Below are 20227 nucleotides of genomic sequence, written 5' to 3'. Positions count from 1 at the left end.
CAACAAACTGGTTGGCGGCTAAGACGCATTCGCGGCCGTGACCGCAGCCACCCACGCCTCGGCGACGGACCGGGCAAACGCCGGATCCTGGAACAGCAGGTTATCGGCCTTCAACGCAGAGCCTTCATTATTGACAATCATCAGCTCTCCGGCATCAAGCGAGGCACTGAGCGTCCATTCAGTTTCTCCGCCTAAACCGGCGCTGTTCGTCTCTGGGGGCAAGGTAATTTTCAGCCCCAAATGGGTCGAGTCCTTTAAGGCCACCATCTCCCATTGACCGCTCACCGCGGCCTCCCCTTGCGGGGTGACTGTCACTGTACCGTCCTCAGCCAATGCAAGCTTGGTCAGGATCGGCTTCATCTCCGGCGTTTTTTGCCCTAAATCACGCAGGTGATACCAGGTTTTTCCTGCAAAACGCGCCGCAGTCAGCGGGAGTACTCGCGTCTCAAAATCTTGCTCAGACCACAGACACAACCGACCATCCTCGCTCAGGCTCAAGGCTAAATCTTCCGTGGCGTGGATAAAAGTGTCACTGAACAGGTAAAATTTCAGGACATTATCCTCAACGGTATACGGGATATCTTTGCCGTACATACCCGACTTATACAGCTGATCTTCCAAAATTATTTTATTAAGGATATGGTCACTATTCGACAACGGAATATACCAGAAGCTTTTGTTATCCAGATAACCGGCCAGTTCCCCGGTCAGCCGTTTGGTGACCGCCTGTCCCTGGTGATCAATGCGCACCTCAATGGCGTTGAGATCGGTGCCGAGGTTGACCTGGCGATCAATCTCGGTCTTGATCAACGCTAATTCGGTCTCCAGTGCCGTAACATTGTTTTCAGCAAGCGATTCTGCCAATTGCGGTACCAGGCTGCGCGCCATCAGGTGGGCATATACCGCATCCGGATTGCCCGCTTTTTGGGCCACAAAATCCCCGCCGATCACCGATTCCGGCAGATTCAACTGACTCGCCAGCGTCGAGAGGGAGACGTTTTTTAAGGTCGCCAACGTGGTAAACGGCGTCACCTGCGCGCTGCCGGGGGCCGCATACAGCTGATACGAGGTCGCGACATACCCGATGCGATCGTTGTCCCGGGTTTCACCGGCACTGATTTGCGCGATCACCCCATACTGGGTATCCGCTTCAGCGAGCTGCACTTGCCCTTGCGCATCAGTGGCCGCGGCCAACCATTCATCTGCATCACAGCTGCGATTCTGATTGCGATCGACACACACACGGGCATCACTCAGGTAACCATCAATCACCGTGACTTTGGGCGCCGCATTGTCATCTCCACCGCCACACCCGACGAGCGCCAGGCTGATCAGCAGCGGGAGGCTTAGGTGACGTTTACTTATGTTGTATTTGCTAATCTTCATATGAAACCTATTGATTATTTTTTAACAGGCTAAAAAATAGACTGGTCAAATTCAACAGTAATAATTCACCTATCACAGCAATTTGTTTAATTTTTGTGACCCTTCACAGCCGAACGTGACATTTGTCATATCCCCGAGCGGGGCCAACGGCATGACCGCCACATCTCGGGCCACATGGCGTAAACACCCTCACCATCGACGACTAATGCGCTGCCGGAGCCTCTGGTACTGAACTTTTGCCACAGCCATTTCTGGCAACGGCCACTTTGCTGCCGAGAACCCATTGCTGGCAGCACAGCCAGCGTTTCAGACGGGGGCATTTCAGATCTTATGGCGCCGGTCGCCCCCTAACGGGCACGTTCCGGCAACAGGACTGATTGACGGCTAAGATGCATTATTCGCAGCCGTGACCGCAGCCACCCACGCCTCGGCGACAGACCGGGCAAATGCAGGATCCTGGAACAGGAGATCATCAGCAGCCAGCCCAGAATCGTTATTGAACACCATGATCAACTCACCGGCATCGAGTACAGCACCCAGCGTCCACTGAGTCTCCCCGGCCAACCCCTCACTATTGGTGCCTTCCGGCAGGGTGATTCTCAAGGTCAGTAAGGTCGATTTGTCGGCCAGTGTCAACGTCACCATCTCCCAACTGCCGGTAATGGCCGCTTCTCCTTGCGGCGTCACAGTCACTCCATTGTTCTCGGCGAAATCAAGTTTTGTCAAAGCAGGCTTCGTCTCGGTGTCACTCCAACCTAAATCACGCAGGTGATACCAGGTTTTTCCGGCAAAGCGCTCCGCCGTCAGCGGTAGCACCTGCTCCCAAAAATCCTGCTCAGACCACAGATATAACCGACCTTCCTCGCTCAGACTCAAGGCTAAATCCTCAGAAGCGTGGATAAAGGTGTCACTGAAACGGTCAAAACGCAGAACATTATCTTCAACCGTGTAGGGAAAAACACGATCGGATATGCTCGAAGAATAGATTTGATCTTTGAACGTCACCGGAACCGGAATGAAATCAACATTCGTCATCGGAATAAACCAGAAGCTTTTGTTATCCAGATAACCGGCCAGATCCCCGGTCAGCCGTTTGGTGACCGCCTGTCCCTGGTGATCAATGCGCACCTCAATGGCGTTGAGATCGGTGCCGAGGTTGACCTGGCGATCAATCTCAGTCTTGATCAACGCTAATTCCGTCTCCAGTGCTGGGACATCGTTTTCTGCAAGTGTGCCAGCCAACTGCGGTACCAGGCTGCGCGCCATCAGGTGGGCATATACCGCATCCGGATTGCCCGCTTTCTGGGCCACAAAATCCCCACTGATCACGGATTCCGGCAGACTCAGCTGACTCGCCAGCGTCGAGAGGGAGACGTTTTTTAAGGTCGCCAACGTGGTAAACGGCGTCACCTGCGCACTGCCGGGGGACGCATACAGCTGATACGAGGTCGCGACATACCCGATGCGATCGCTGTCCCGGGTTTCACCGGCACTGATTTGCGCGATCACCCCATACTGGGTATCCGCTTCAGCGAGCTGCACTTGCCCTCGCGCATCAGTGGCCGCGGCCAACCATTCATCCGCATCACAGCTGCGATTCTGATTGCGATCGACGCACACACGGGCATCCCCCAGATAGCCGTCAATGACAGAAATCGTCACTGCATTGGGTGTACCGCTCCCCGGCGGCGTACCCGTCCCCGGCGTTGGTGTTGTATTGTTGCTGTCTCCACCCCCACACCCGACGAGCGCCAGGCTGATCAGCAGCGGAAGAATTGCGTTGTGTTGACTAACCTTCATATGAAACCTATTTGTTATTTTTGAACAGGCTAAAAAACAGACTAGTCAAATTCAACAGTTATAATTCATCCATCACAGTCATTTGTTTAATTTTTGTGACTCTTCACACCCGAACGTGACATCTGTCATATCCCGGGCGGGGCCAACGGCATGACCACCGCCGGGTGCGATCCCTAGAGCTCGCGCTGTAAAACCGCATGCCAGGCACTCAGCGGCAACGCCACATCCCGCTCAGCAGCGGCCAGCGCCTGCTGCAACGCCGCGATGTTTTGCGGAAAACAATACGCCGGCTTTGAACGTTCAAAACGCCAACTCTCTGCCAGACTACCGGCATCGACCGCATCGTAGCCCAGTTGGTCCAGCAATCGGATCACCTGACCCTTCGCCACCGGATCATCCCCGGCCACCGGCAATGCGCGGCGTTCCGCATCCCCGGCCGGACGGGCGTCGACCACCACATCCCGGGCCATAATGGCGTTGAACACCTTCACCACCACCGACCGGTCCAGATGCGCTGCCAACAACGCACTGGTCGTGGTTTGACGATTCTCCAGCGCAGCGATCTGGCCATCGCGTTCCGGATAATAATTCACGGCATCCAGGACAATCTTGCCGGCCAGTTTGTCGCGCGGGAGCTGCTGATAGCTGGCCAGCGGCACAGCGACCAGAACCATCTCGCCATATTCACAAGCCTGTTCAACCGTGCCGATTTCACAACCCGGCACCCCGCCATACAAGCTGAACAGGGTCTGCGGCCCGCGCGAGTTACTCAGCAACACCTGGTGTCCGGCCTTGAGCAACAAACGTCCGACCGCCTGGCCGACAAACCCGGCACCAATCACTCCGATTTTCATCCTCGTTTTCCTCTTTCAATCCATGTCCGTGATACAACCGCCAGTCACAAAGTGCTGCGGCAACTAGCTACAGGCACAGCTTATTGATTTACGAATTGAGCATAAATGGCCTAACATGCTGAAAACTCACAACCCAAAGTTGTTAATCATGGATCGATTCCGGAGTATGGAAACTTTCGTCGCCGCGGTCGAGGCTGGCACATTTACTGCCGCCGGGGCGCAGCTCGGTGTCTCCCAGCAGCAGGTGGCCAAATCAATTGCCCAGCTGGAGCAGCATCTGGGGGCTAAACTGCTCAACCGCACCACCCGTAGGCAAAGCCTGACGATCTTCGGCGAGCAATACCTGGCACGATGCCGGCAGATCCTCGGTGCGGTGCGGGAAGCGGAGCGGTTATCCCAGGAGCTGGATCAGATCCCGCGCGGAAAACTGAAGATCAGCGCGCCGAAAACCTTCGGAACCTACAGCCTGATGCCGTTTATCACTGATTTCATGGCTCGCTATCCCGAGATTGAACTGGAGCTGGTGATGACCGACCGTAGGGTCGATCTGAATGAAGCAGGATTTGAAGCGGCGTTTCGTTTCGGCACGCTGCCGGACTCCTCTCTGATCGCCCGACCGCTACCGCCTTACCGGATGGTGGCCTGTGCTGCCCCGAGCTATCTCGCCCGAGCGGGCACGCCGACCCATCCGGACCAGTTGAACCACCACGAATGCCTGAGCTACCTGCTGGCCAACGCCAGCACCTGCCAGATGTGGCATTTCCATCAACCGGGGCAGCCCGGCGTGAAAATCCCGATCACCTCCCGGCTGAACATCAACGAAAGTACGGCTTTACTCGCAGCAACGCTGCGTGGCGCCGGGATAGCCATGGCGCCCGAGGTAATGGTCCGCGATGCCCTGGCAGACGGACGGCTGATCCGCCTGTTCCCTGAATTTGAAGGGCCGGCGCGGCCGGTTCATTTACTCTATACCCGGGACCAATACCGCACGGCTAAGCTGCGCACCTTTATCGAAGACGTGCTGGCCTATTACCACGCGAGCTCCGGCTGAGATGCAACCCCAACCTCACCGCTCACTCAGGAGCTGAGAGTGAGGCGGCCCGCGCGGCCACCAGCCCGGCCAGCCACACCTCCAGACCCGCCAGCGCCTCGGTCAGTGCTGCCGGGGCATCCTCGCTGTGGGCAATCCACAACGCAGTTTCCGTCAAACCGCCGTTGATAAAACGCGCCAACATCTGCGGGGAAGCCGGTGGGATCAACCCCTGTTGCATCATCGCATCCAGCATCCCGGCGATCGACGCCACACAGTTGAGCTGCATCGCCTGCAACTGCTCCGCCGCCAGCACCGACGCGGCATCACGCAACATGATCCGTTGTACTTCCGGCTCGGTCGCCATCTCCAGATAGGCCCGGCAGCGGCGCTGGAATGCCTGCCAGGGATCAGGTGCCTGCTCGGAAATATGTGCCAGACGTGCATCCATGTCAGCATCCAGAGCTTGCAGCACAGCAAGAAACAGCCCCTTTTTATCCCCGAAATGGTGATACAGCGCGCCGCGGGTCAGCCCTACCTTGGCGGTCAGATCATCCATCACCGTTTCGGCATACCCCACCGTGCCAAAGAGCTCGCGACCGGTCGACAGCAATTTCTGCCGTGTCTCCGCCATGGTTTCTGAACGGGTTTTACGCGCCATCGTCTTTCCTCTGCCAAAGATTTTTCTTCGTTATATTTGACATACGGAGCGTATGTCAATTAGTTTTACATAGGCCCCGTATGTGAGTTGTTGCGTAGGGCGCTTTCGATCACTTTTTGGAGGTTTTATGGCCAACCCATACCGCGCCTTATTCCACGCGCCCGGGACCGTCGCTTTTTCACTGGCGGGGCTGGTTGCCCGGATGCCGATCTCAATGACCGGGATCGGGCTGATTACAATGCTGTCACAGTTGCAAGGCTCCTACTGGCTCGCCGGGACCGTTGCTGCCACGTTTACCCTGACCATGGCGGTGGCTGCCCCGCAAATTTCACGGGCCGTCGATCGCTACGGGCAATGCCGGGTACTGCCTTTCGCAACCGCGATCAGTGTGGTGGGCATGCTGCTCCTGCTCCTGAGCACCCATTTCCAGGCACCGACATGGACCCTCTATGTCTGGGCGGCCCTAGCCGGATGTATGCCCAGTATGCCGGCGATGGTGAGAGCGCGATGGACGGCGATTTACCGCGACACACCGCAACTACAAACAGCGTATGCCTTTGAGTCGGTCCTCGATGAAGTTTGCTTTATCCTCGGTCCGCCGCTCGCCGTCGGGCTCAGCGTCGCCGTCTTCCCGGAGGCCGGTCCGCTGGCAGCCGCTCTGCTCCAGGCAGTCGGCGTCCTGGCTTTTGTACAGCAGAAACAAACGGAGCCCCCAATCCAGGCTGCTGCCACATCCCACACGGGCTCAGCCTTAGCCAGCCTGTCGATGAAACTGCTGGTTCTGGCGCTCCTGGCGCTGGGGATGATTGTCGGCACCATTGATGTGATCAGCGTGGCGTTTGCCAAAGCGCAGGGGCAACCGGTCGCTGCCAGTGTGGTGCTGTCGGTCTACGCCGTCGGCTCTTGCCTGGCCGGACTGGTGTTCGGGGCGATGAACGTTCGCCTGCCGCTGTCGAAACAGCTGCTGATAGCGGCCACGGCCACCGCCGCCATGACCCTGCCGCTGCTGGCGGTCAACAGCATCCTGGCGCTCTCGGTGACGGTATTTGTGGCCGGACTGTTCTTTGCGCCGACCATGATCATTGCCATGGGGCTGGCCGAGCGTCTGGTGCCGGCCTCGCAGTTAACGGAGGGACTGACTTGGATGATCACCGGCCTGGGGATCGGCGTGGCCGCCGGCGCTGCGATTGCAGGCTGGGTGATTGATATCGCCGGGGTCCAGCAGGGGTTTGGGGTCACCCTGGCTGCCGGTGCCGCGGTGCTGCTGTGCGCCTGGGGTTGCAGCCGTCAATTGTCTCCTCAAACGGCGATGCACACCGCCTGAGCCGCGGATAACGACGGAACATCCGATCAAAAATGCCCGGCCATACCGAGTGTTGCCGGGCATTCATCATTCAACACACGAGCGCGACGAATTCAGCGCATCATACATGCTGTCCGGCGACGAAACCGGAGCTCCAGGCCCACTGGAAGTTGTAGCCGCCGAGCCAGCCGCTGACGTCCATCACTTCCCCGATAAAGTACAACCCCTTCACCTGTTTGGCTTCCATGGTTTTGGAAGACAATGAATCGGTATCGACACCGCCCAGCGTCACCTCGGCCGTGCGGTAACCTTCGGTGCCGTTCGGCGCAACCGACCACTGGTGGAAATAAGTTGCCAGAGCCGTCAGCTCTTTGGCATTGAACTGCTTGAGCGGCTTGTCCTGAATATCGCCGCGAGCAATCAGCACTTCGATAAAGCGCTTGGGCAGCAGCCGTGCCAACGAGTTTTTCAGGCTCTGGTTCGGATGCTTGTCCCGCATCGCCTCAAGCGTCTCCTGCAAATCCAGATCCGGCAGCAAATCAATGGTGACCGCCTGACCCGGCGTCCAGTAGGAGGAGATTTGCAGGATCACCGGGCCGGACAGGCCTCGGTGGGTAAACAGCAGGCTTTCCTTGAAACTGGTGCCATCGGCTGCTTCCACCACCACTGGGACCGAGATCCCGGACAGCTCGGCATAGGCTTCTTTCTCTTCTTTGTGCAGGGTAAACGGCACCAGCCCGGCGGTCGTCGGCACCACCGGCAGGCCGAACTGCTCGGCCACCTGGTAGCCGAACGGCGTCGCACCCAGCTTCGGCATCGACAGGCCACCGGTCGCAATCACCAGCGAGTCACAGGCAACCACATCGGTGTTGAGCATCAGGCGAAAGCCAGTCTCGGTTTGTTCAATCTGGTGGACGTCGGCTTGGTAGCGCTGCTGAACCGACGGCAAGTCACACTCCGCCAGCAGCATCTTGACGATGTCTTTAGCCGAGTCTTCGCAGAACAGCTGACCGTGATCACGCTCTTCAAAAGCAATCCCATGCTTGGCAACCATGGCAATGAAATCCCACTGGGTGTACTGAGACAGCGCAGACTTCACAAAATGCGGGTTCCGGCACAGGTAATTCCCGGCCGTGACATCATAGTTAGTAAAATTACAGCGCCCGCCGCCGGAGATCAGAATTTTCCGGCCCGGCTTCTTGCCGTGATCCACCACCAGCACCGAGCGGCCCCGCTTGCCCGCTTCGGCTGCGCACATCAGCCCGGCAGCCCCGGCACCGATAATTACCACATCAAACTTTTCTGCCATATCCGTCCCGCTCACCACGCCAGCCCTTTTCTCTATCACGTTCGCCTGCCAATGAAAAAGGGATGCCCGCACACTGCTTGCATCCCTCAAAATCCGGGCTATTTTACCGCGACCGGGACGGATTGCCACCCTACTTTCTCATCAGCGCGCTGTACACCCAAGCGCTTCAGACCCGACATGTCACATCAGCGTGCATTGCACGCCAGTCGCTGCCTCCCCCGCAGACAAGCGGGCAGGCGGGCGTCAGACCCGGGCCATCCGGGCAGACTTGGCTACAGCCACCTGCTCCGGTTCGGGAAGATGAACCGTCGAAGTCGGAAAGGCAAACTCCGCGCCGTGGCGCTCAACAATTTCGACAATTTTGAGCATGACATCCTGCTTGATCTCGTGGAACACCACCCATTGCGTGGTTTTGGTAAAGGTATACACCAGAATATCCAGCGACGACGGGCCATAGCTGTCAAAATTCACGATCAGGGTCTGGTTGGTATCAATATCCGGGTGCGCCTGCAACATCGCCTTGATATCGGCGGCCACATCCTCGACCACCGCGGCATCCTGGTAGCGCAATCCGACCTTTTGCTTGATCCGGCGGTTGAGCATCCGCGACGGGTTTTCCACCACAATCGAGCTGAATACGGCATTCGGTACATACAGCGGGCGTTTATCAAAGGTACGGATCACGGTCATCCGAAAGCCAATCCGCTCCACGGTGCCTTCAATCTCGCGATCCGGACTACGGATCCAGTCGCCCAGCTTGAACGGCTTGTCAAAGTAAATCATGATCGCGCCGAAAAAGTTGGCCAGCAAATCCTTGGCCGCCATACCGACAATCAGACCACCGACCCCGCCAAAGGTCAGCACACCGGACAAGCTCAATCCGAGATTCTGCATCATCACCAGGCCACCGATCACCAGCACCATCAGGCGCAGTACCTTGGAGATGGCATTGATGGTGGTGACGTCCTTGGCGGTCTCGCTGATTGCATCTTCGGCGTTGGTGATCAGCCGCAGCAGCACCCAGATGAAGGTCCACACCAGCATCAGGTGTCGGACGACGGAGAGAAATTGCGTCGGATAATCTGAGGTATTTTCGATCACCACGCCCAGTGAGAACGCGGCCGGCCAGAGCCAGATCAACCAGCTGACCGGGCGCCGGACCGCATGGACCAACGCATCGTCCCACACCAGCCGGGTTTTCCCGACCGCGACCAGCAAATGACGGGTCAACAGGAGCCAGGCTCCCCACAGACAAGCGCTGAGCAACAGCAACAAGCCTACATTGCTCATCCAGTCCTGGCTCACCCCGCGCTCCAGGGCCGCCCACCATACATACACTCTGTTCATAGACACCGCTTTCAATTTTTTGGAACAAATGGCGATAAATTAATCGCAACGTTTTGTTCAATCAATGAAAAAACATGATCTATGCAGCAAGTGACACATTTATGAGCAATACATTAAATGCCCAGATAGGCGACGACAAAAATCGATACCAAAAAGACCGTCAGAAACGTACTGGCCAGGATGAACAGCTTGCGCACCTTGACACACTTCTCCATAAAAATCGGATCATGGTGATTCTGGTATTGCTGGCTGCGGATATAATGAAACAGGCGGATCTGCTTGCTGACATTCCCCTGGGAAGAGAAGAAGCCACGCCCGTCGACCTGTTGATAGAGAAGCGGATCACATTCGCGCATCACCGCCAGCAGGGTTTTTAACGTGCTGACATAGCGGGAAATATTCACGACTGCGACAAAAAAGAGAGCTAAAAGAAGCGCATCACCACTGATCATAACAACCCCCGAACAACGTGTCATCACAGGCTGGCCGGGCGAAACTCGGGGCACCTCACAGCGCCCCGGCGGCGTTAGCCAGCTGGTGTATCCATCACGGATGACGATTCAGCCTTGGCCAGTGCAGCAAGATCTTTATCAATAAAGAACAATGCTTTACCGTCTTCACCAACCAGCTCAATCTTATCCAGGATACCCTTAAACAATTTTTCTTCTTCGTGTTGTTCTGCAACATACCACTGCAAGAAGTTAAACGTGGAGTAGTCTTGGGAAGTAAACGCGACATGAGCCAGTGTGTTGATCTTCTGAGTGATGAACTGCTCATGCTCATACGTTTCGCGGAATACATCCCCAAGCGATGCAAACTCATGCTTCGGCGCTTCAATCGCACCCAGGATTGGCATCGAACCGGTTTCGCTCACATAGGTGAACAAACGTTGCATATGCTCCATTTCTTCGACCGCATGGGCTCGCAAAAACTCGGCCGCTCCTTCAAATCCTTTGTCTTCACACCAAGCGCTCATCTGCAGGTACAGGTTCGAAGAAAAGAACTCCAAGTTGATTTGCTCGTTTAGTTTTTCAACCATTGCCTGAGCTAGCATCGCACTACTCCTATCTATTCTAGTGTATACCAATCCTATGGATTGGTAAGAAATCGCCGATAACCCATTGTCACAATGCGACATTGAGAATGCAACTCAAAGAAATCCTTTTCGTAGATCGCCCGCTTTGCCAGGCCCCCAGGATGCGATCAGACCGATATTTTTCAATCCGGTTCAATGCTAGCATGAGTGCAAACATATGACACGGAGTGCAAACAATGGCCTATCAACACATTATGGTGGCAGTCGATCTGTCTGACGACAGCTATACTCTGGTTGCCAAGGCAGCAGAACTGGCGAAAGTACTGGATGCCAAGCTTTCGCTGATCCATATTGATGTGAACTATGCCGAACTGTATACCGGCCTGATTGATATCAACCTGGCCGAAGCCCAGCATCGCATGGCGGAAGATGCCCAGAAACAGCTGCAGTCGCTGGCTGACAAAGCCAACTACCCGGTTTCTCATACCCTGGTCGGCAGCGGCGATCTCAGCGAAGAAATCTGCCATGCCATCAGTGATATCAACGTCGAGCTGGTTGTTTGCGGCCATCACCAGGATTTCTGGAGCAAGGTCCTCTCTTCAGCCAAGCAGCTGATCAACCGCACCCCGGTCGATCTGCTGATGGTGCCGCTGAAATAAATCAGCCTTTGCCCCGACCTGAAGCGATCCCCCGGGATCGCTTTTTTATGCCTGAACGCCGCTTCACCCGCCGAAATCAACCGCTGCGCTACCGGTGCCGGGACGTATCTCAAATGTCGATTTGTGATATTTCAGCACCGCAGGATCAGGTACACTGGCGGCCTTCATCATCTGGAATCGAATTGTAGCTATGGGATATTTATCTGCCGTCACCCTGCTGTGGGCATTTTCGTTCAGCCTGATCGGGGTGTATCTGGCCGGACAGGTCGACGCCTGGTTCTCGGTCCTGACCCGGGTCAGCCTGGCTGCCCTGGTGTTCCTGCCGTTTCTGCGTAAACAGCACCTGCGCCCGGCCCTCGCCCTGAAGCTGATGTTTGTCGGTGCCTGCCAGCTCGGGCTGATGTACTGCTTCTACTACCAGTCTTTCCTCTACCTCAGTGTGCCGGAAGTGCTGCTGTTTACCATTTTCACCCCGGTTTACGTCACCCTGATTTACGATCTGCTGCACAAGCAGTTCTCGGCCTGGTACCTGCTGACGGCGGCCATTGCCGTGCTGGGCGCGGCCGTCATCAAATTTGAGGGGATCAACGAAGACTTCATCGTCGGTTTCCTGATTGTCCAGGGGGCCAACCTGTGCTTTGCCATCGGCCAGGTCGGCTACAAGCGGATCATGGAGCAGGAGCAGGCCGATCTGCCGCAGCATACCGTGTTCGGCCTGTTCTACCTCGGTGCCATCTGCGTCGCGCTGCCGATGTTCCTGCTGTTCGGCAACACCGAGAAGCTACCGACTACAGAGACCCAATGGGGCATTCTGATCTACCTCGGCATCGTAGCCTCCGGCCTGGGCTATTTTATCTGGAACAAAGGGGCAACCCTGGTCAACACCGGAGCCCTGGCGATCATGAATAATGCGCTGGTCCCGGCCGGTCTGATCGTCAATATCTTGATCTGGAACCGCGATGTCGACTATCCGCGCCTGATCGCCGGCGGGGTGATCATCATCGCCTCGCTGTGGCTCAACGAAACCTGGGTCAAGCGCAAAATCGCCACCGCGCGCGCCTGAGGAAACAGCCGCCACGGCGAAACATGACAACTGCAAAAACAACAAAGGCGAGTCTCTGACTCGCCTTTTGCTGCACAGCTTTTACTGTATAGCTTTTACTACACAGCATTTTACTAAACAGCTTTTACTGTACGGCTTTTACATCACAGCCGGTGCGCTCCAACAGGATTAGATGAACGCAAACGCGTCGGCAAACATCCGCTCGCGCTCGGCACCTTTCTCCGCTATGAACTGCTCACGCGCCGCGCCGGCCATTTCAAACCGGCCACATAGATAAATGTCGTACGCCGACAGGCTGACAAAATCGTCACTGACCGCTTCAAGCACATTGCCGACTTTGCCCTGCCAGTTTGCCGGCGCGGTTTCGACCACCGGCACATAGGTCAGGTTGCGGTGTTGGGCTGCCAGGGCTTGCAGCTCCTCATGGGCATACAGCTGGCATTCATCCCGACCGCCCCAGTAGACGAAGATCGGCTGGGTGACACCACGGCTCAAGCAGTTATCCAGGATACTGCGCACGTACGAGAATCCGGTGCCGCCGGCAATCATCAGCAGTGGTTTGTCGCTGTCTTCCCGTACCCAGGCATCACCATGCGGCGCTTCCACGGTAAACGGACGTCCGGCGGCCATGGCTGCTTTCATCGCATCAACCACTTCCATCGCAAACGGATTGTGGTCGGCCGCACCGATGTGCAGCTCAATCTCACCGGCACGGCACGGGCTGCTGGCGATCGAGAACGGACGCTTGTCTTTTTCACCCATCACCGCCAGCAGGTACTGACCGGCTTTATAGTCCAGATGCTGTTCCGGCTGAAGCAGAATACGGTAGGTATTACACGCAAGCGGTTCAACTGACTTTACTTCGCATTGTATTGACATTGTTTTCCTCTAGTCTAACTGGAGTACCAGGTCGCTTTTGGCCGTGGCCTGACAGGTAAAGATCCAACCTTCGGCTTGCTCATTCTCAGTAAGCATAGGTTCAAGCTGGTAACTTATCTCGCCAGAGAGTTTGCGGCACAGACACATGGCACACACCCCGACCTGACACCGGTTAGGAAACGCGACGCCTGCGTTGAGCGCTGCCTGCAAAACAGTCTCCTGCTCGTCGGCAAAAAACGTGATGTGATGCGGCAACAGGCGTACTTGGTGCATATCGGTCACTCATCTGGCCGGCATCACTGCCGGCCGCTTTCGGTTGATCTTGCTGGTTGTTGATCTTGCTGGTTGTTGATCTTGCTGATTGTTGATCGAGCTGTCGATCACTCTTGCTTTCAGCGTACTGGCAATCGGTGTCGCAGGCCCGCCGCTTAACGCAGGATACCGAGCGTCTCCCAGATCGCATCGACCTTGGCCACAACTGCCGGTGCTTTGGCGATCGGGGTACCCCATTCGCGCTGCACCTCATCCGGCCATTTATTGGTGGCGTCCAGCGCCATGCGCGACCCCAGATCGGACTCGCCCATGTGGGTATCCCGGCTCGGATCCATCCGTGTGGTCACCGCCCAGATCACATCATGCCAGTCCCGGACATTGACATCCTCATCGCAGAGGATCAGGAACGGAGTGCCGAGCTGCGGCGTCAGCACCGACCAGAGTCCGTCAATCAAGCGGCGGGCATGATCCGCCGCCGTCTTCTTCATGCTGACCATCACCATGCCGCCCGCGGCCGCCGGCGGCAAGTAACAATCCACCGCCTCCGGAAACTGCGCCTGAATGGCCCGGGTGATCGCCTCGCCGTCGAACGCGGCGGCATCCTGGAGCGCCGACCGGTCAGCAGTGGGCGTGAGCGCTGTTTCAGCCTCCCATTTCCGGGTGGCATCCAGCCCCATTTTCGACCCCAGCCCTACCACAGGGGAGGCAAAGTCGAGCGAATCTATCGGCGTGCTGTCGATCATCAGCGTATCACGCGCCGGCGCCATGTGGGTGCTCATCGCCTGAACCACACTGTTCCAGTCTCGCGCATTGACGTCTTCGTCACACACAATCACGAACTTGGTGTACATGAACTGGCGCAGGAACGACCACACGCCCATCATGACCCGCTTGGCATGGCCAGGATACTGCTTCTTCATGGTCACCACGGCCATCCGGTACGAACAGCCTTCCGGCGGCAGGTAGAAGTCAACAATCTCCGGGAACTGCTTGCTCAAGATCGGGACAAACACCTCATTGAGCGCCACGCCCAGCACCGCAGGCTCATCCGGCGGACGACCGGTGTAGGTACTGTGGTAGATCGGATCCTTGCGCATCGTGATATGGGTAATGGTGAACACATGGTGGCGTTCGACCTCATTGTAGTAGCCGGTATGGTCGCCATACGGCCCCTCATCGGCAAACTCATTCGGGTCGATGTAACCTTCCAGGACCATTTCGGCGCTGGCCGGTACATCCAGATCGTTACTGATGCTCTTGACCACCTCGGTTTTGCTGCCGCGCAGCAACCCGGCGAAAGCATACTCAGACAGGGTATCGGGCACCGGCGTCACCGCCCCGAGAATCGTCGCCGGATCGGCGCCAAAAGCGACCGAGACCGGAAACGGCTTGCCCGGATGGGTTTCCATCCAGTCGCGCAAATCCAGCGCGCCGCCCCGGTGGGCCAGCCAGCGCATGATCACCTTGTTTTTCCCCAGCTTCTGCTGACGGTAAATGCCCAGGTTCTGGCGTTTCTTGTTCGGACCTCGGGTCACGGTGAGGCCCCAGGTCAGCAGTGGGGCCACATCACCGGGCCAACAACTCATCACCGGCACTTTATCCAGATCAACTGCGTCACCTTGCCAGACAATCTCCTGGCACGGCGCCTTGCGCAGCCGCTTGGCCGGCATGTTCAGTACTTGCTTGAACACCGGCAGCTTGTCGATGGCATCGCGAAAACCACGCGGCGGCTCCGGCTCTTTGAGATACGCCAGCAACTTGCCGACTTCACGCAACTCCAGCACGTCCTCGCGGCCCATGCCAAGCGCCACCCGTTTCGGGGTGCCGAACAGGTTGGCCAACACCGGCATGTCGTAGCCGATCGGGTTTTCAAACAGCAGCGCCGGGCCACCGGCACGCAGGGTGCGGTCACAGATTTCGGTCATTTCCTGATCCGGATCGACCGGGTGGGTGATTCGCTTCAGTTCCCCTGCCTGCTCCAGAAAGTGGATAAAATCTCGCAGATCCTTGAATTTCATAGGCTCGTGATTCTCGTTATCTTCAGCGCGCCAAACCCCGGCACCGTATCGCCACGGGCCGGGATCTGCAATAAATTGGGCGTCATTATAACGAGTTGTTAACCTGAGCACACTGGGAAAATCAACCCCAAGACTCAGGGTTCAAGGGCCAGGGCTGCTTGTAAGTGCTTTTTGCGCAACGGATTCCGGCTATCGGAAGCCAACTGGGCCAGCCATTGACGATACCCATGGCGGGCCAGCTCCGAAGCCACCAGATGGCCGTCATCAACTTCATCCAGTTTCTGGGACAGGAAAGCGCGAGCCTCCGCCGGTAACGGCTTCAACGTGATCAGGGCCTTATAGGCCTGCGGTTTGAGGGAAGGGTTCATCGTGGCCGCCATCAGCTGGGTCACGGCCGTTGGTTCCGGCGCCTGGCTCGCCAGCCGGTTCAGCTCAGCCTGGCTGTAGCGATCCGTGCGCCGCCGCCAGAGCAGATGATACATAGCCGGATCACCGGATACCGCAGCCAGATGCGCGATCACCCCGTTATCCGGCAGCCACATCAGCTGGCTATCAGAAGCAAACTGGGCCACCAGATTGGCAACCGCCGACGCAGAGAGTTGCGGCAGGCGTTGCAAAAAGAGATCCCGGCGGGTTTGCTGGGTATGGAGATCCCCGGCCAGCCAGCGTGACAGCACCAGCTCGCCGGCTTCGGCCTGGGCCACCATCTGCTGCCCGAGCTGGGTTTCCTGCCATTGCCGCACCAGGCTACGGGCCTGAGCCGGATAATGAAACGCGGACTGGGTAATTTGGTAGCCGTCACCCTGCTCCACCACCGTAAAGGCCTGCTTGCGTTCGGCCTGTACCTGGAGCCAATCCGCTTTGGCCTGATCCAGCGCCCCGTGGGCCATTGCATGGGCCACCAGCTGGGCGCGAACCGCTTCCTGCTGCAGACGCGGCAGCTGGGAGAGGTTAAATTCCAGCGCCCGGAAATCGCTGCGATTGTAGAGCTTGGTCAGTGCTGTCACCCGATCCTGAACCCGGGCCGAGGCCGCCACTTGTGCCAGTTGCTGCTGGGATACTTCCTGGGCGGCAACCGCCGGGTGCAAACTGCCTGCGAACAACAGCAACATGAGACCCCATGTTTGTCGCATCATCATCACCACCTCCTTATGGTGAATAAAACATCATCCGTCCCGCCCCCGGTCAACCGCCATCCTGGCAGCGCGCGGGCATTCCTTGCGGGTACGCGCAGTATAGTGTCGCTGTGTGTCGAAAGGATGACAGTATAACCCTCACAACCGCTTTCCGTGACTGCGCCGACACAGCCAGACGACTCCGCCGATTATGCGACAAGCGCCGATAATAAAAAACGCCACACAAGGTGGCGTTTAAATAAACTGTGAGTCAGCCGACGAAATTAAGACTTCTGGCGACGCATCGCATCGAAGAACTCATCGTTGGTCTTGGTCATCGACAGCTTATCGATCAGGAATTCCATGCTATCTGTTTCACTCATCGGGTGAACAATCTTGCGCAGGATCCACATTTTCTGCAGCTCATCAGCTTTCGCCAGCAGCTCTTCGCGGCGGGTGCCTGAGCGGTTGAAGTCAATCGCAGGGAAGACGCGTTTTTCTGCAATCTTACGCGACAGGTGCAGTTCCATGTTACCGGTACCCTTGAACTCTTCGTAGATCACTTCGTCCATCTTCGAGCCGGTATCCACCAGCGCGGTGGCAATAATGGTCAGGCTACCGCCTTCTTCGACATTACGGGCCGCACCGAAGAAACGCTTCGGACGATGCAGGGCGTTGGCATCCACACCACCGGTCAGGACTTTGCCGGAAGACGGCACCACGGTGTTGTAGGCACGGGCCAGACGCGTGATGGAGTCCAGCAGGATCACCACATCTTTCTTATGCTCAACCAGACGCTTGGCTTTTTCGATCACCATCTCTGCGACCTGAACGTGACGAGAGGCCGGCTCATCGAACGTCGACGCGACCACTTCCCCTTTCACCAGACGCTGCATCTCGGTCACTTCTTCCGGACGTTCGTCAATCAGCAGAACCATCAGCTCACATTCCGGGTGGTTGTAAGCAATGCTTTGTGCAATGTTTTGCAGCAGCATGGTTTTACCCGCTTTCGGTGGCGCCACGATCAGACCACGCTGACCTTTACCGATTGGCGATGCCAGATCCAGCACACGCGCGGTAATATCTTCTGTCGAACCGTTGCCGCGTTCCATCCGCATACGCTCGTTCGCATGCAGCGGGGTCAGGTTTTCAAACAGGATCTTGTTACGCGCGTTGTCCGGCTTGTCGTAGTTCACCTCGTTCACTTTCAACAGCGCGAAGTAACGCTCGCCATCTTTCGGCGGACGGATCTTGCCGGAAATGGTGTCACCAGTGCGAAGGTTAAAGCGGCGGATTTGGCTAGGAGAAACGTAGATGTCGTCGGGACCGGCAAGATAAGAACTGTCTGCTGAGCGGAGGAAGCCGAAGCCATCTTGAAGGATTTCCAGAACACCATCGCCAAAAATGTCCTCACCACTTTTTGCATGCTGCTTGAGAATTGCGAAGATAATGTCTTGTTTTCTCAAACGCGCCAGGTTCTCGAGTCCTAAGCTTTCTCCAAGCGCAACCAACTTGGAAATAGGTTGGTTTTTCAGTTCTGTTAGATTCATAGTGGTGGGTTTCTTGTCAGTCAAAATCGGGGTTCTATGTTAGTTGAGATAGAGTCGACCAATGGGGCTGGTCAAGGAATGAACAAATATACAATTAACGTGCAATAAGTTAGCACTAAAGATGCTGTCCGTCTAGCATAGTCGGAAGTCAAACCATGCACAACGAGAAATTGTGCATGGTTTACTGAAAGCGGCTTACAGGTTCGCGTCCAGGAACTCTTTCAGTTGAGTTTTGGACAGGGCACCGACTTTAGTCGCAGCCACACCACCGTCTTTGAACAACAGCAGCGTCGGAATACCGCGAATCCCAAACTTCGGCGGAGTGCCTGCATTTTGGTCGATATTCAGTTTGCCGATCGTCAGCTTACCTTCGTACTCATCCGCAATTTCGTCAAGAATCGGGGCAATCATTTTACAAGGCCCGCACCATTCAGCCCAGAAATCGACTAAAACAGGGCCCGCAGCATTAATTACATCGCTTTCAAAACTTGCGTCTGTCAGCTGCACAATCTTGTCGCTCATCTTCCACTCCAATGGTTGATTTTGTTGGCTGATTTGATTTTAACCAGCAAATCGATGCTCTATTTGAATGGAATCCGTTTCGTATTGCAACCCTAAGCTGATATTCTATACGAATGAAGACGACTCACATCACAGAGCAGAAATTTGCCGACCTGGGATTACACCCCCTGGTATTACAAGGACTGGAAGCCAAAGGGTTCCATCATTGTACGCCGATCCAGGCGCTGGCATTGCCGGTAGTGCTCACCGGCCGAGACATTGCTGGTCAGGCGCAGACAGGGACCGGAAAGACCCTGGCGTTCCTGACGGCGACTTTCAACCAATTGCTGCTGAATCCGGCACCGGAGGACCGTAAGCCAAATCACCCCCGTGCCATCATTATGGCACCTACACGCGAGCTGGCCATTCAGATTTTCAATGATGCCCAACCGCTGCTCGACAGTACCGGCCTCAAAGCCGGCCTGGCCTATGGCGGCGAAGCCTATGAAAAGCAACAGAAGACCCTGGAAGACGGCGTCGATATTCTGATCGGCACCTGCGGCCGGATCATCGACTTTTATAAGCAACGCGTCATTGACCTGCGCTCGATTCAGGTCGTGGTACTGGACGAAGCCGATCGCATGTTCGATCTGGGCTTTATTAAAGACATTCGCTTCCTGTTCCGTCGTATGCCGGCACCGAAAGCACGCATGAACATGCTGTTCTCTGCCACCCTGTCCTACCGGGTGAAAGAACTGGCATTCGAACACATGAACAACCCGGAAAGCGTTGTGGTCGAACCGGAGCAGAAAACCGGCCACCGGATCAAAGAAGAGCTGTTCTACCCGTCGAACCAGGAAAAAATGCGCCTGCTGCAAACCCTGCTCGAAGAAGAATGGCCGGATCGCGCGATCGTCTTTGCCAATACCAAACACCGCTGTGAAGATATCTGGGCCCACCTGGCCGCCGACCAACATCGCGTAGGTTTGCTGACCGGTGACGTCCCGCAGAAAAAACGCGTGCGGATCCTGGAGCAGTTCACCCAGGGCGAAGTCGATATTCTGGTGGCGACCGACGTGGCTGCCCGCGGCCTGCATATTCCGCAGGTAACGCATGTCTTTAACTACGACCTGCCTGACGATGCCGAAGATTACGTGCACCGTATCGGCCGGACCGGACGTGCCGGGGCCAGCGGCCATTCCATCAGCTTTGCCTGTGAAGAATATGCCATTAACCTGCCGGCTATCGAGCAATACATTGAACATACGATCCCGCAGTCCAAGTACGACAGTGAAGCGCTCCTGACCGACCTGCCGGCACCAGTCAGCATCCCACGCGCACCGCGCCAGGGTGGCAACCGCCGCAGTGGCTCGTCGCAGCGCAAAGGTCAGGGGCAATCGCGTCAGCGTAGCCGCCGTCGCCCACCACAGAAACAACAATAAG

At 56.5% G+C, this 20227-nt stretch carries 19 protein-coding genes; 5 read left to right on the top strand and 14 right to left on the bottom strand.

Annotated elements, in window-relative coordinates; translation table 11 throughout:
• Positions 1–18: 18 nt before the first annotated feature.
• The 3 genes from NH461_RS00400 to NH461_RS00390 form a co-directional block, all read right to left on the bottom strand.
• A complete protein-coding gene (locus tag NH461_RS00400; RefSeq protein WP_261601410.1) occupies positions 19–1386 on the bottom strand; it encodes a hypothetical protein in 1368 nt (455 codons plus the stop codon).
• A 384-nt stretch (positions 1387–1770) separates the two neighbouring features.
• Complete coding sequence (locus tag NH461_RS00395) at positions 1771–3186, bottom strand: hypothetical protein (protein ID WP_261601409.1); 1416 nt, start codon at positions 3184–3186, stop codon at positions 1771–1773.
• 173 nt (positions 3187–3359) lie between these two features.
• Positions 3360–4040, bottom strand: a complete 681-nt coding sequence (locus NH461_RS00390) for an NADPH-dependent F420 reductase (protein WP_261601408.1) — start codon at positions 4038–4040, stop codon at positions 3360–3362.
• Positions 4041–4206: 166 nt separating this feature from the next.
• Here NH461_RS00390 and NH461_RS00385 point away from each other — a divergent pair, with 166 nt between their 5' ends.
• Complete coding sequence (locus tag NH461_RS00385; protein ID WP_261601407.1) at positions 4207–5091, top strand: LysR substrate-binding domain-containing protein; 885 nt, start codon at positions 4207–4209, stop codon at positions 5089–5091.
• Positions 5092–5113: 22 nt separating this feature from the next.
• Here the strand turns inward: NH461_RS00385 and NH461_RS00380 are convergent, their stop codons facing one another.
• The gene (locus NH461_RS00380; RefSeq protein WP_261601406.1) at positions 5114–5731 is read right to left on the bottom strand and encodes a TetR/AcrR family transcriptional regulator; all 618 of its coding nucleotides are present in this window, start codon (positions 5729–5731) and stop codon (positions 5114–5116) included.
• A 127-nt stretch (positions 5732–5858) separates the two neighbouring features.
• On the opposite strand from NH461_RS00380, the gene NH461_RS00375 reads away from it, so the two are divergent.
• On the top strand, positions 5859–7055 hold the full coding sequence (locus NH461_RS00375; RefSeq protein ID WP_261601405.1) for an MFS transporter: 1197 nt from the start codon (positions 5859–5861) through the stop codon (positions 7053–7055).
• A gap of 100 nt (positions 7056–7155) precedes the next feature.
• Here the strand turns inward: NH461_RS00375 and NH461_RS00370 are convergent, their stop codons facing one another.
• From NH461_RS00370 to ftnA, 4 genes are all read right to left on the bottom strand, one after another.
• On the bottom strand, positions 7156–8343 hold the full coding sequence (locus NH461_RS00370) for an NAD(P)/FAD-dependent oxidoreductase (protein WP_261601404.1): 1188 nt from the start codon (positions 8341–8343) through the stop codon (positions 7156–7158).
• Between the two features lie 243 nt (positions 8344–8586).
• Positions 8587–9690 carry a mechanosensitive ion channel family protein gene (locus tag NH461_RS00365; RefSeq protein WP_261601403.1) on the bottom strand — a complete coding sequence of 368 codons (1104 nt, stop codon included), beginning with the start codon at positions 9688–9690 and terminating at the stop codon, positions 8587–8589.
• A 113-nt stretch (positions 9691–9803) separates the two neighbouring features.
• Positions 9804–10142 (bottom strand): universal stress protein UspB, encoded by a 339-nt coding sequence (uspB, locus tag NH461_RS00360; protein WP_261601402.1) that lies wholly within the window; start codon positions 10140–10142, stop codon positions 9804–9806.
• Between the two features lie 74 nt (positions 10143–10216).
• Positions 10217–10744: a non-heme ferritin gene (ftnA, locus tag NH461_RS00355; RefSeq protein WP_261601401.1), complete on the bottom strand. Its 528-nt coding sequence runs from the start codon at positions 10742–10744 to the stop codon at positions 10217–10219.
• Positions 10745–10962: 218 nt separating this feature from the next.
• On the opposite strand from ftnA, the gene NH461_RS00350 reads away from it, so the two are divergent.
• Together NH461_RS00350 and NH461_RS00345 are read left to right on the top strand one after the other, a co-directional pair.
• Positions 10963–11385 (top strand): universal stress protein, encoded by a 423-nt coding sequence (locus NH461_RS00350; RefSeq protein WP_261601400.1) that lies wholly within the window; start codon positions 10963–10965, stop codon positions 11383–11385.
• 190 nt (positions 11386–11575) lie between these two features.
• Positions 11576–12448, top strand: coding sequence for a carboxylate/amino acid/amine transporter (locus tag NH461_RS00345; RefSeq protein WP_261601399.1), 873 nt, complete (start codon positions 11576–11578; stop codon positions 12446–12448).
• 168 nt (positions 12449–12616) lie between these two features.
• Here NH461_RS00345 and fre read toward each other — a convergent pair whose 3' ends face one another.
• The 6 genes from fre to trxA form a co-directional block, all read right to left on the bottom strand.
• On the bottom strand, positions 12617–13327 hold the full coding sequence (gene fre, locus NH461_RS00340; RefSeq protein WP_261601398.1) for an NAD(P)H-flavin reductase: 711 nt from the start codon (positions 13325–13327) through the stop codon (positions 12617–12619).
• Positions 13328–13336: 9 nt separating this feature from the next.
• Complete coding sequence (locus NH461_RS00335) at positions 13337–13600, bottom strand: 2Fe-2S iron-sulfur cluster-binding protein (RefSeq protein WP_261601397.1); 264 nt, start codon at positions 13598–13600, stop codon at positions 13337–13339.
• Positions 13601–13755: 155 nt separating this feature from the next.
• Positions 13756–15618: a 4-hydroxy-3-polyprenylbenzoate decarboxylase gene (gene ubiD / locus NH461_RS00330; protein WP_261601396.1), complete on the bottom strand. Its 1863-nt coding sequence runs from the start codon at positions 15616–15618 to the stop codon at positions 13756–13758.
• 134 nt (positions 15619–15752) lie between these two features.
• On the bottom strand, positions 15753–16757 hold the full coding sequence (locus NH461_RS00325; RefSeq protein ID WP_261601395.1) for a hypothetical protein: 1005 nt from the start codon (positions 16755–16757) through the stop codon (positions 15753–15755).
• A gap of 260 nt (positions 16758–17017) precedes the next feature.
• Positions 17018–18283, bottom strand: a complete 1266-nt coding sequence (gene rho / locus NH461_RS00320) for a transcription termination factor Rho (RefSeq protein WP_261601394.1) — start codon at positions 18281–18283, stop codon at positions 17018–17020.
• A 195-nt stretch (positions 18284–18478) separates the two neighbouring features.
• A complete protein-coding gene (gene trxA / locus NH461_RS00315; protein WP_261601393.1) occupies positions 18479–18805 on the bottom strand; it encodes a thioredoxin TrxA in 327 nt (108 codons plus the stop codon).
• Positions 18806–18918: 113 nt separating this feature from the next.
• Between trxA and rhlB the strand changes: the two genes are divergently transcribed.
• Entirely contained in the window at positions 18919–20226 is a 1308-nt protein-coding gene (gene rhlB / locus NH461_RS00310) for an ATP-dependent RNA helicase RhlB (RefSeq protein ID WP_261601392.1), read from the top strand.
• Position 20227 lies beyond the last annotated feature (1 nt).

This window comes from Photobacterium sp. TY1-4, assembly GCF_025398175.1.
Classification (GTDB): domain Bacteria; phylum Pseudomonadota; class Gammaproteobacteria; order Enterobacterales; family Vibrionaceae; genus Photobacterium.
This window is presented reverse-complemented; position numbering and strand designations above follow the sequence as displayed.

Excerpts from the sequence above, each read along its gene's own strand:
- NH461_RS00400 (WP_261601410.1), bottom strand. The coding sequence starts at position 1,386 with ATGAAGATTAGCAAATACAACATAAGTAAACGTCACCTAAGCCTCCCG.
- NH461_RS00395 (WP_261601409.1), bottom strand. The coding sequence starts at position 3,186 with ATGAAGGTTAGTCAACACAACGCAATTCTTCCGCTGCTGATCAGCCTG.
- NH461_RS00390 (WP_261601408.1), bottom strand. The coding sequence starts at position 4,040 with ATGAAAATCGGAGTGATTGGTGCCGGGTTTGTCGGCCAGGCGGTCGGA.
- NH461_RS00385 (WP_261601407.1), top strand. The coding sequence starts at position 4,207 with ATGGAAACTTTCGTCGCCGCGGTCGAGGCTGGCACATTTACTGCCGCC.
- NH461_RS00380 (WP_261601406.1), bottom strand. The coding sequence starts at position 5,731 with ATGGCGCGTAAAACCCGTTCAGAAACCATGGCGGAGACACGGCAGAAA.
- NH461_RS00375 (WP_261601405.1), top strand. The coding sequence starts at position 5,859 with ATGGCCAACCCATACCGCGCCTTATTCCACGCGCCCGGGACCGTCGCT.
- NH461_RS00370 (WP_261601404.1), bottom strand. The coding sequence starts at position 8,343 with ATGGCAGAAAAGTTTGATGTGGTAATTATCGGTGCCGGGGCTGCCGGG.
- NH461_RS00365 (WP_261601403.1), bottom strand. The coding sequence starts at position 9,690 with ATGAACAGAGTGTATGTATGGTGGGCGGCCCTGGAGCGCGGGGTGAGC.
- uspB (WP_261601402.1), bottom strand. The coding sequence starts at position 10,142 with ATGATCAGTGGTGATGCGCTTCTTTTAGCTCTCTTTTTTGTCGCAGTC.
- ftnA (WP_261601401.1), bottom strand. The coding sequence starts at position 10,744 with ATGCTAGCTCAGGCAATGGTTGAAAAACTAAACGAGCAAATCAACTTG.
- NH461_RS00350 (WP_261601400.1), top strand. The coding sequence starts at position 10,963 with ATGGCCTATCAACACATTATGGTGGCAGTCGATCTGTCTGACGACAGC.
- NH461_RS00345 (WP_261601399.1), top strand. The coding sequence starts at position 11,576 with ATGGGATATTTATCTGCCGTCACCCTGCTGTGGGCATTTTCGTTCAGC.
- fre (WP_261601398.1), bottom strand. The coding sequence starts at position 13,327 with ATGTCAATACAATGCGAAGTAAAGTCAGTTGAACCGCTTGCGTGTAAT.
- NH461_RS00335 (WP_261601397.1), bottom strand. The coding sequence starts at position 13,600 with ATGCACCAAGTACGCCTGTTGCCGCATCACATCACGTTTTTTGCCGAC.
- ubiD (WP_261601396.1), bottom strand. The coding sequence starts at position 15,618 with ATGAAATTCAAGGATCTGCGAGATTTTATCCACTTTCTGGAGCAGGCA.
- NH461_RS00325 (WP_261601395.1), bottom strand. The coding sequence starts at position 16,757 with ATGATGATGCGACAAACATGGGGTCTCATGTTGCTGTTGTTCGCAGGC.
- rho (WP_261601394.1), bottom strand. The coding sequence starts at position 18,283 with ATGAATCTAACAGAACTGAAAAACCAACCTATTTCCAAGTTGGTTGCG.
- trxA (WP_261601393.1), bottom strand. The coding sequence starts at position 18,805 with ATGAGCGACAAGATTGTGCAGCTGACAGACGCAAGTTTTGAAAGCGAT.
- rhlB (WP_261601392.1), top strand. The coding sequence starts at position 18,919 with ATGAAGACGACTCACATCACAGAGCAGAAATTTGCCGACCTGGGATTA.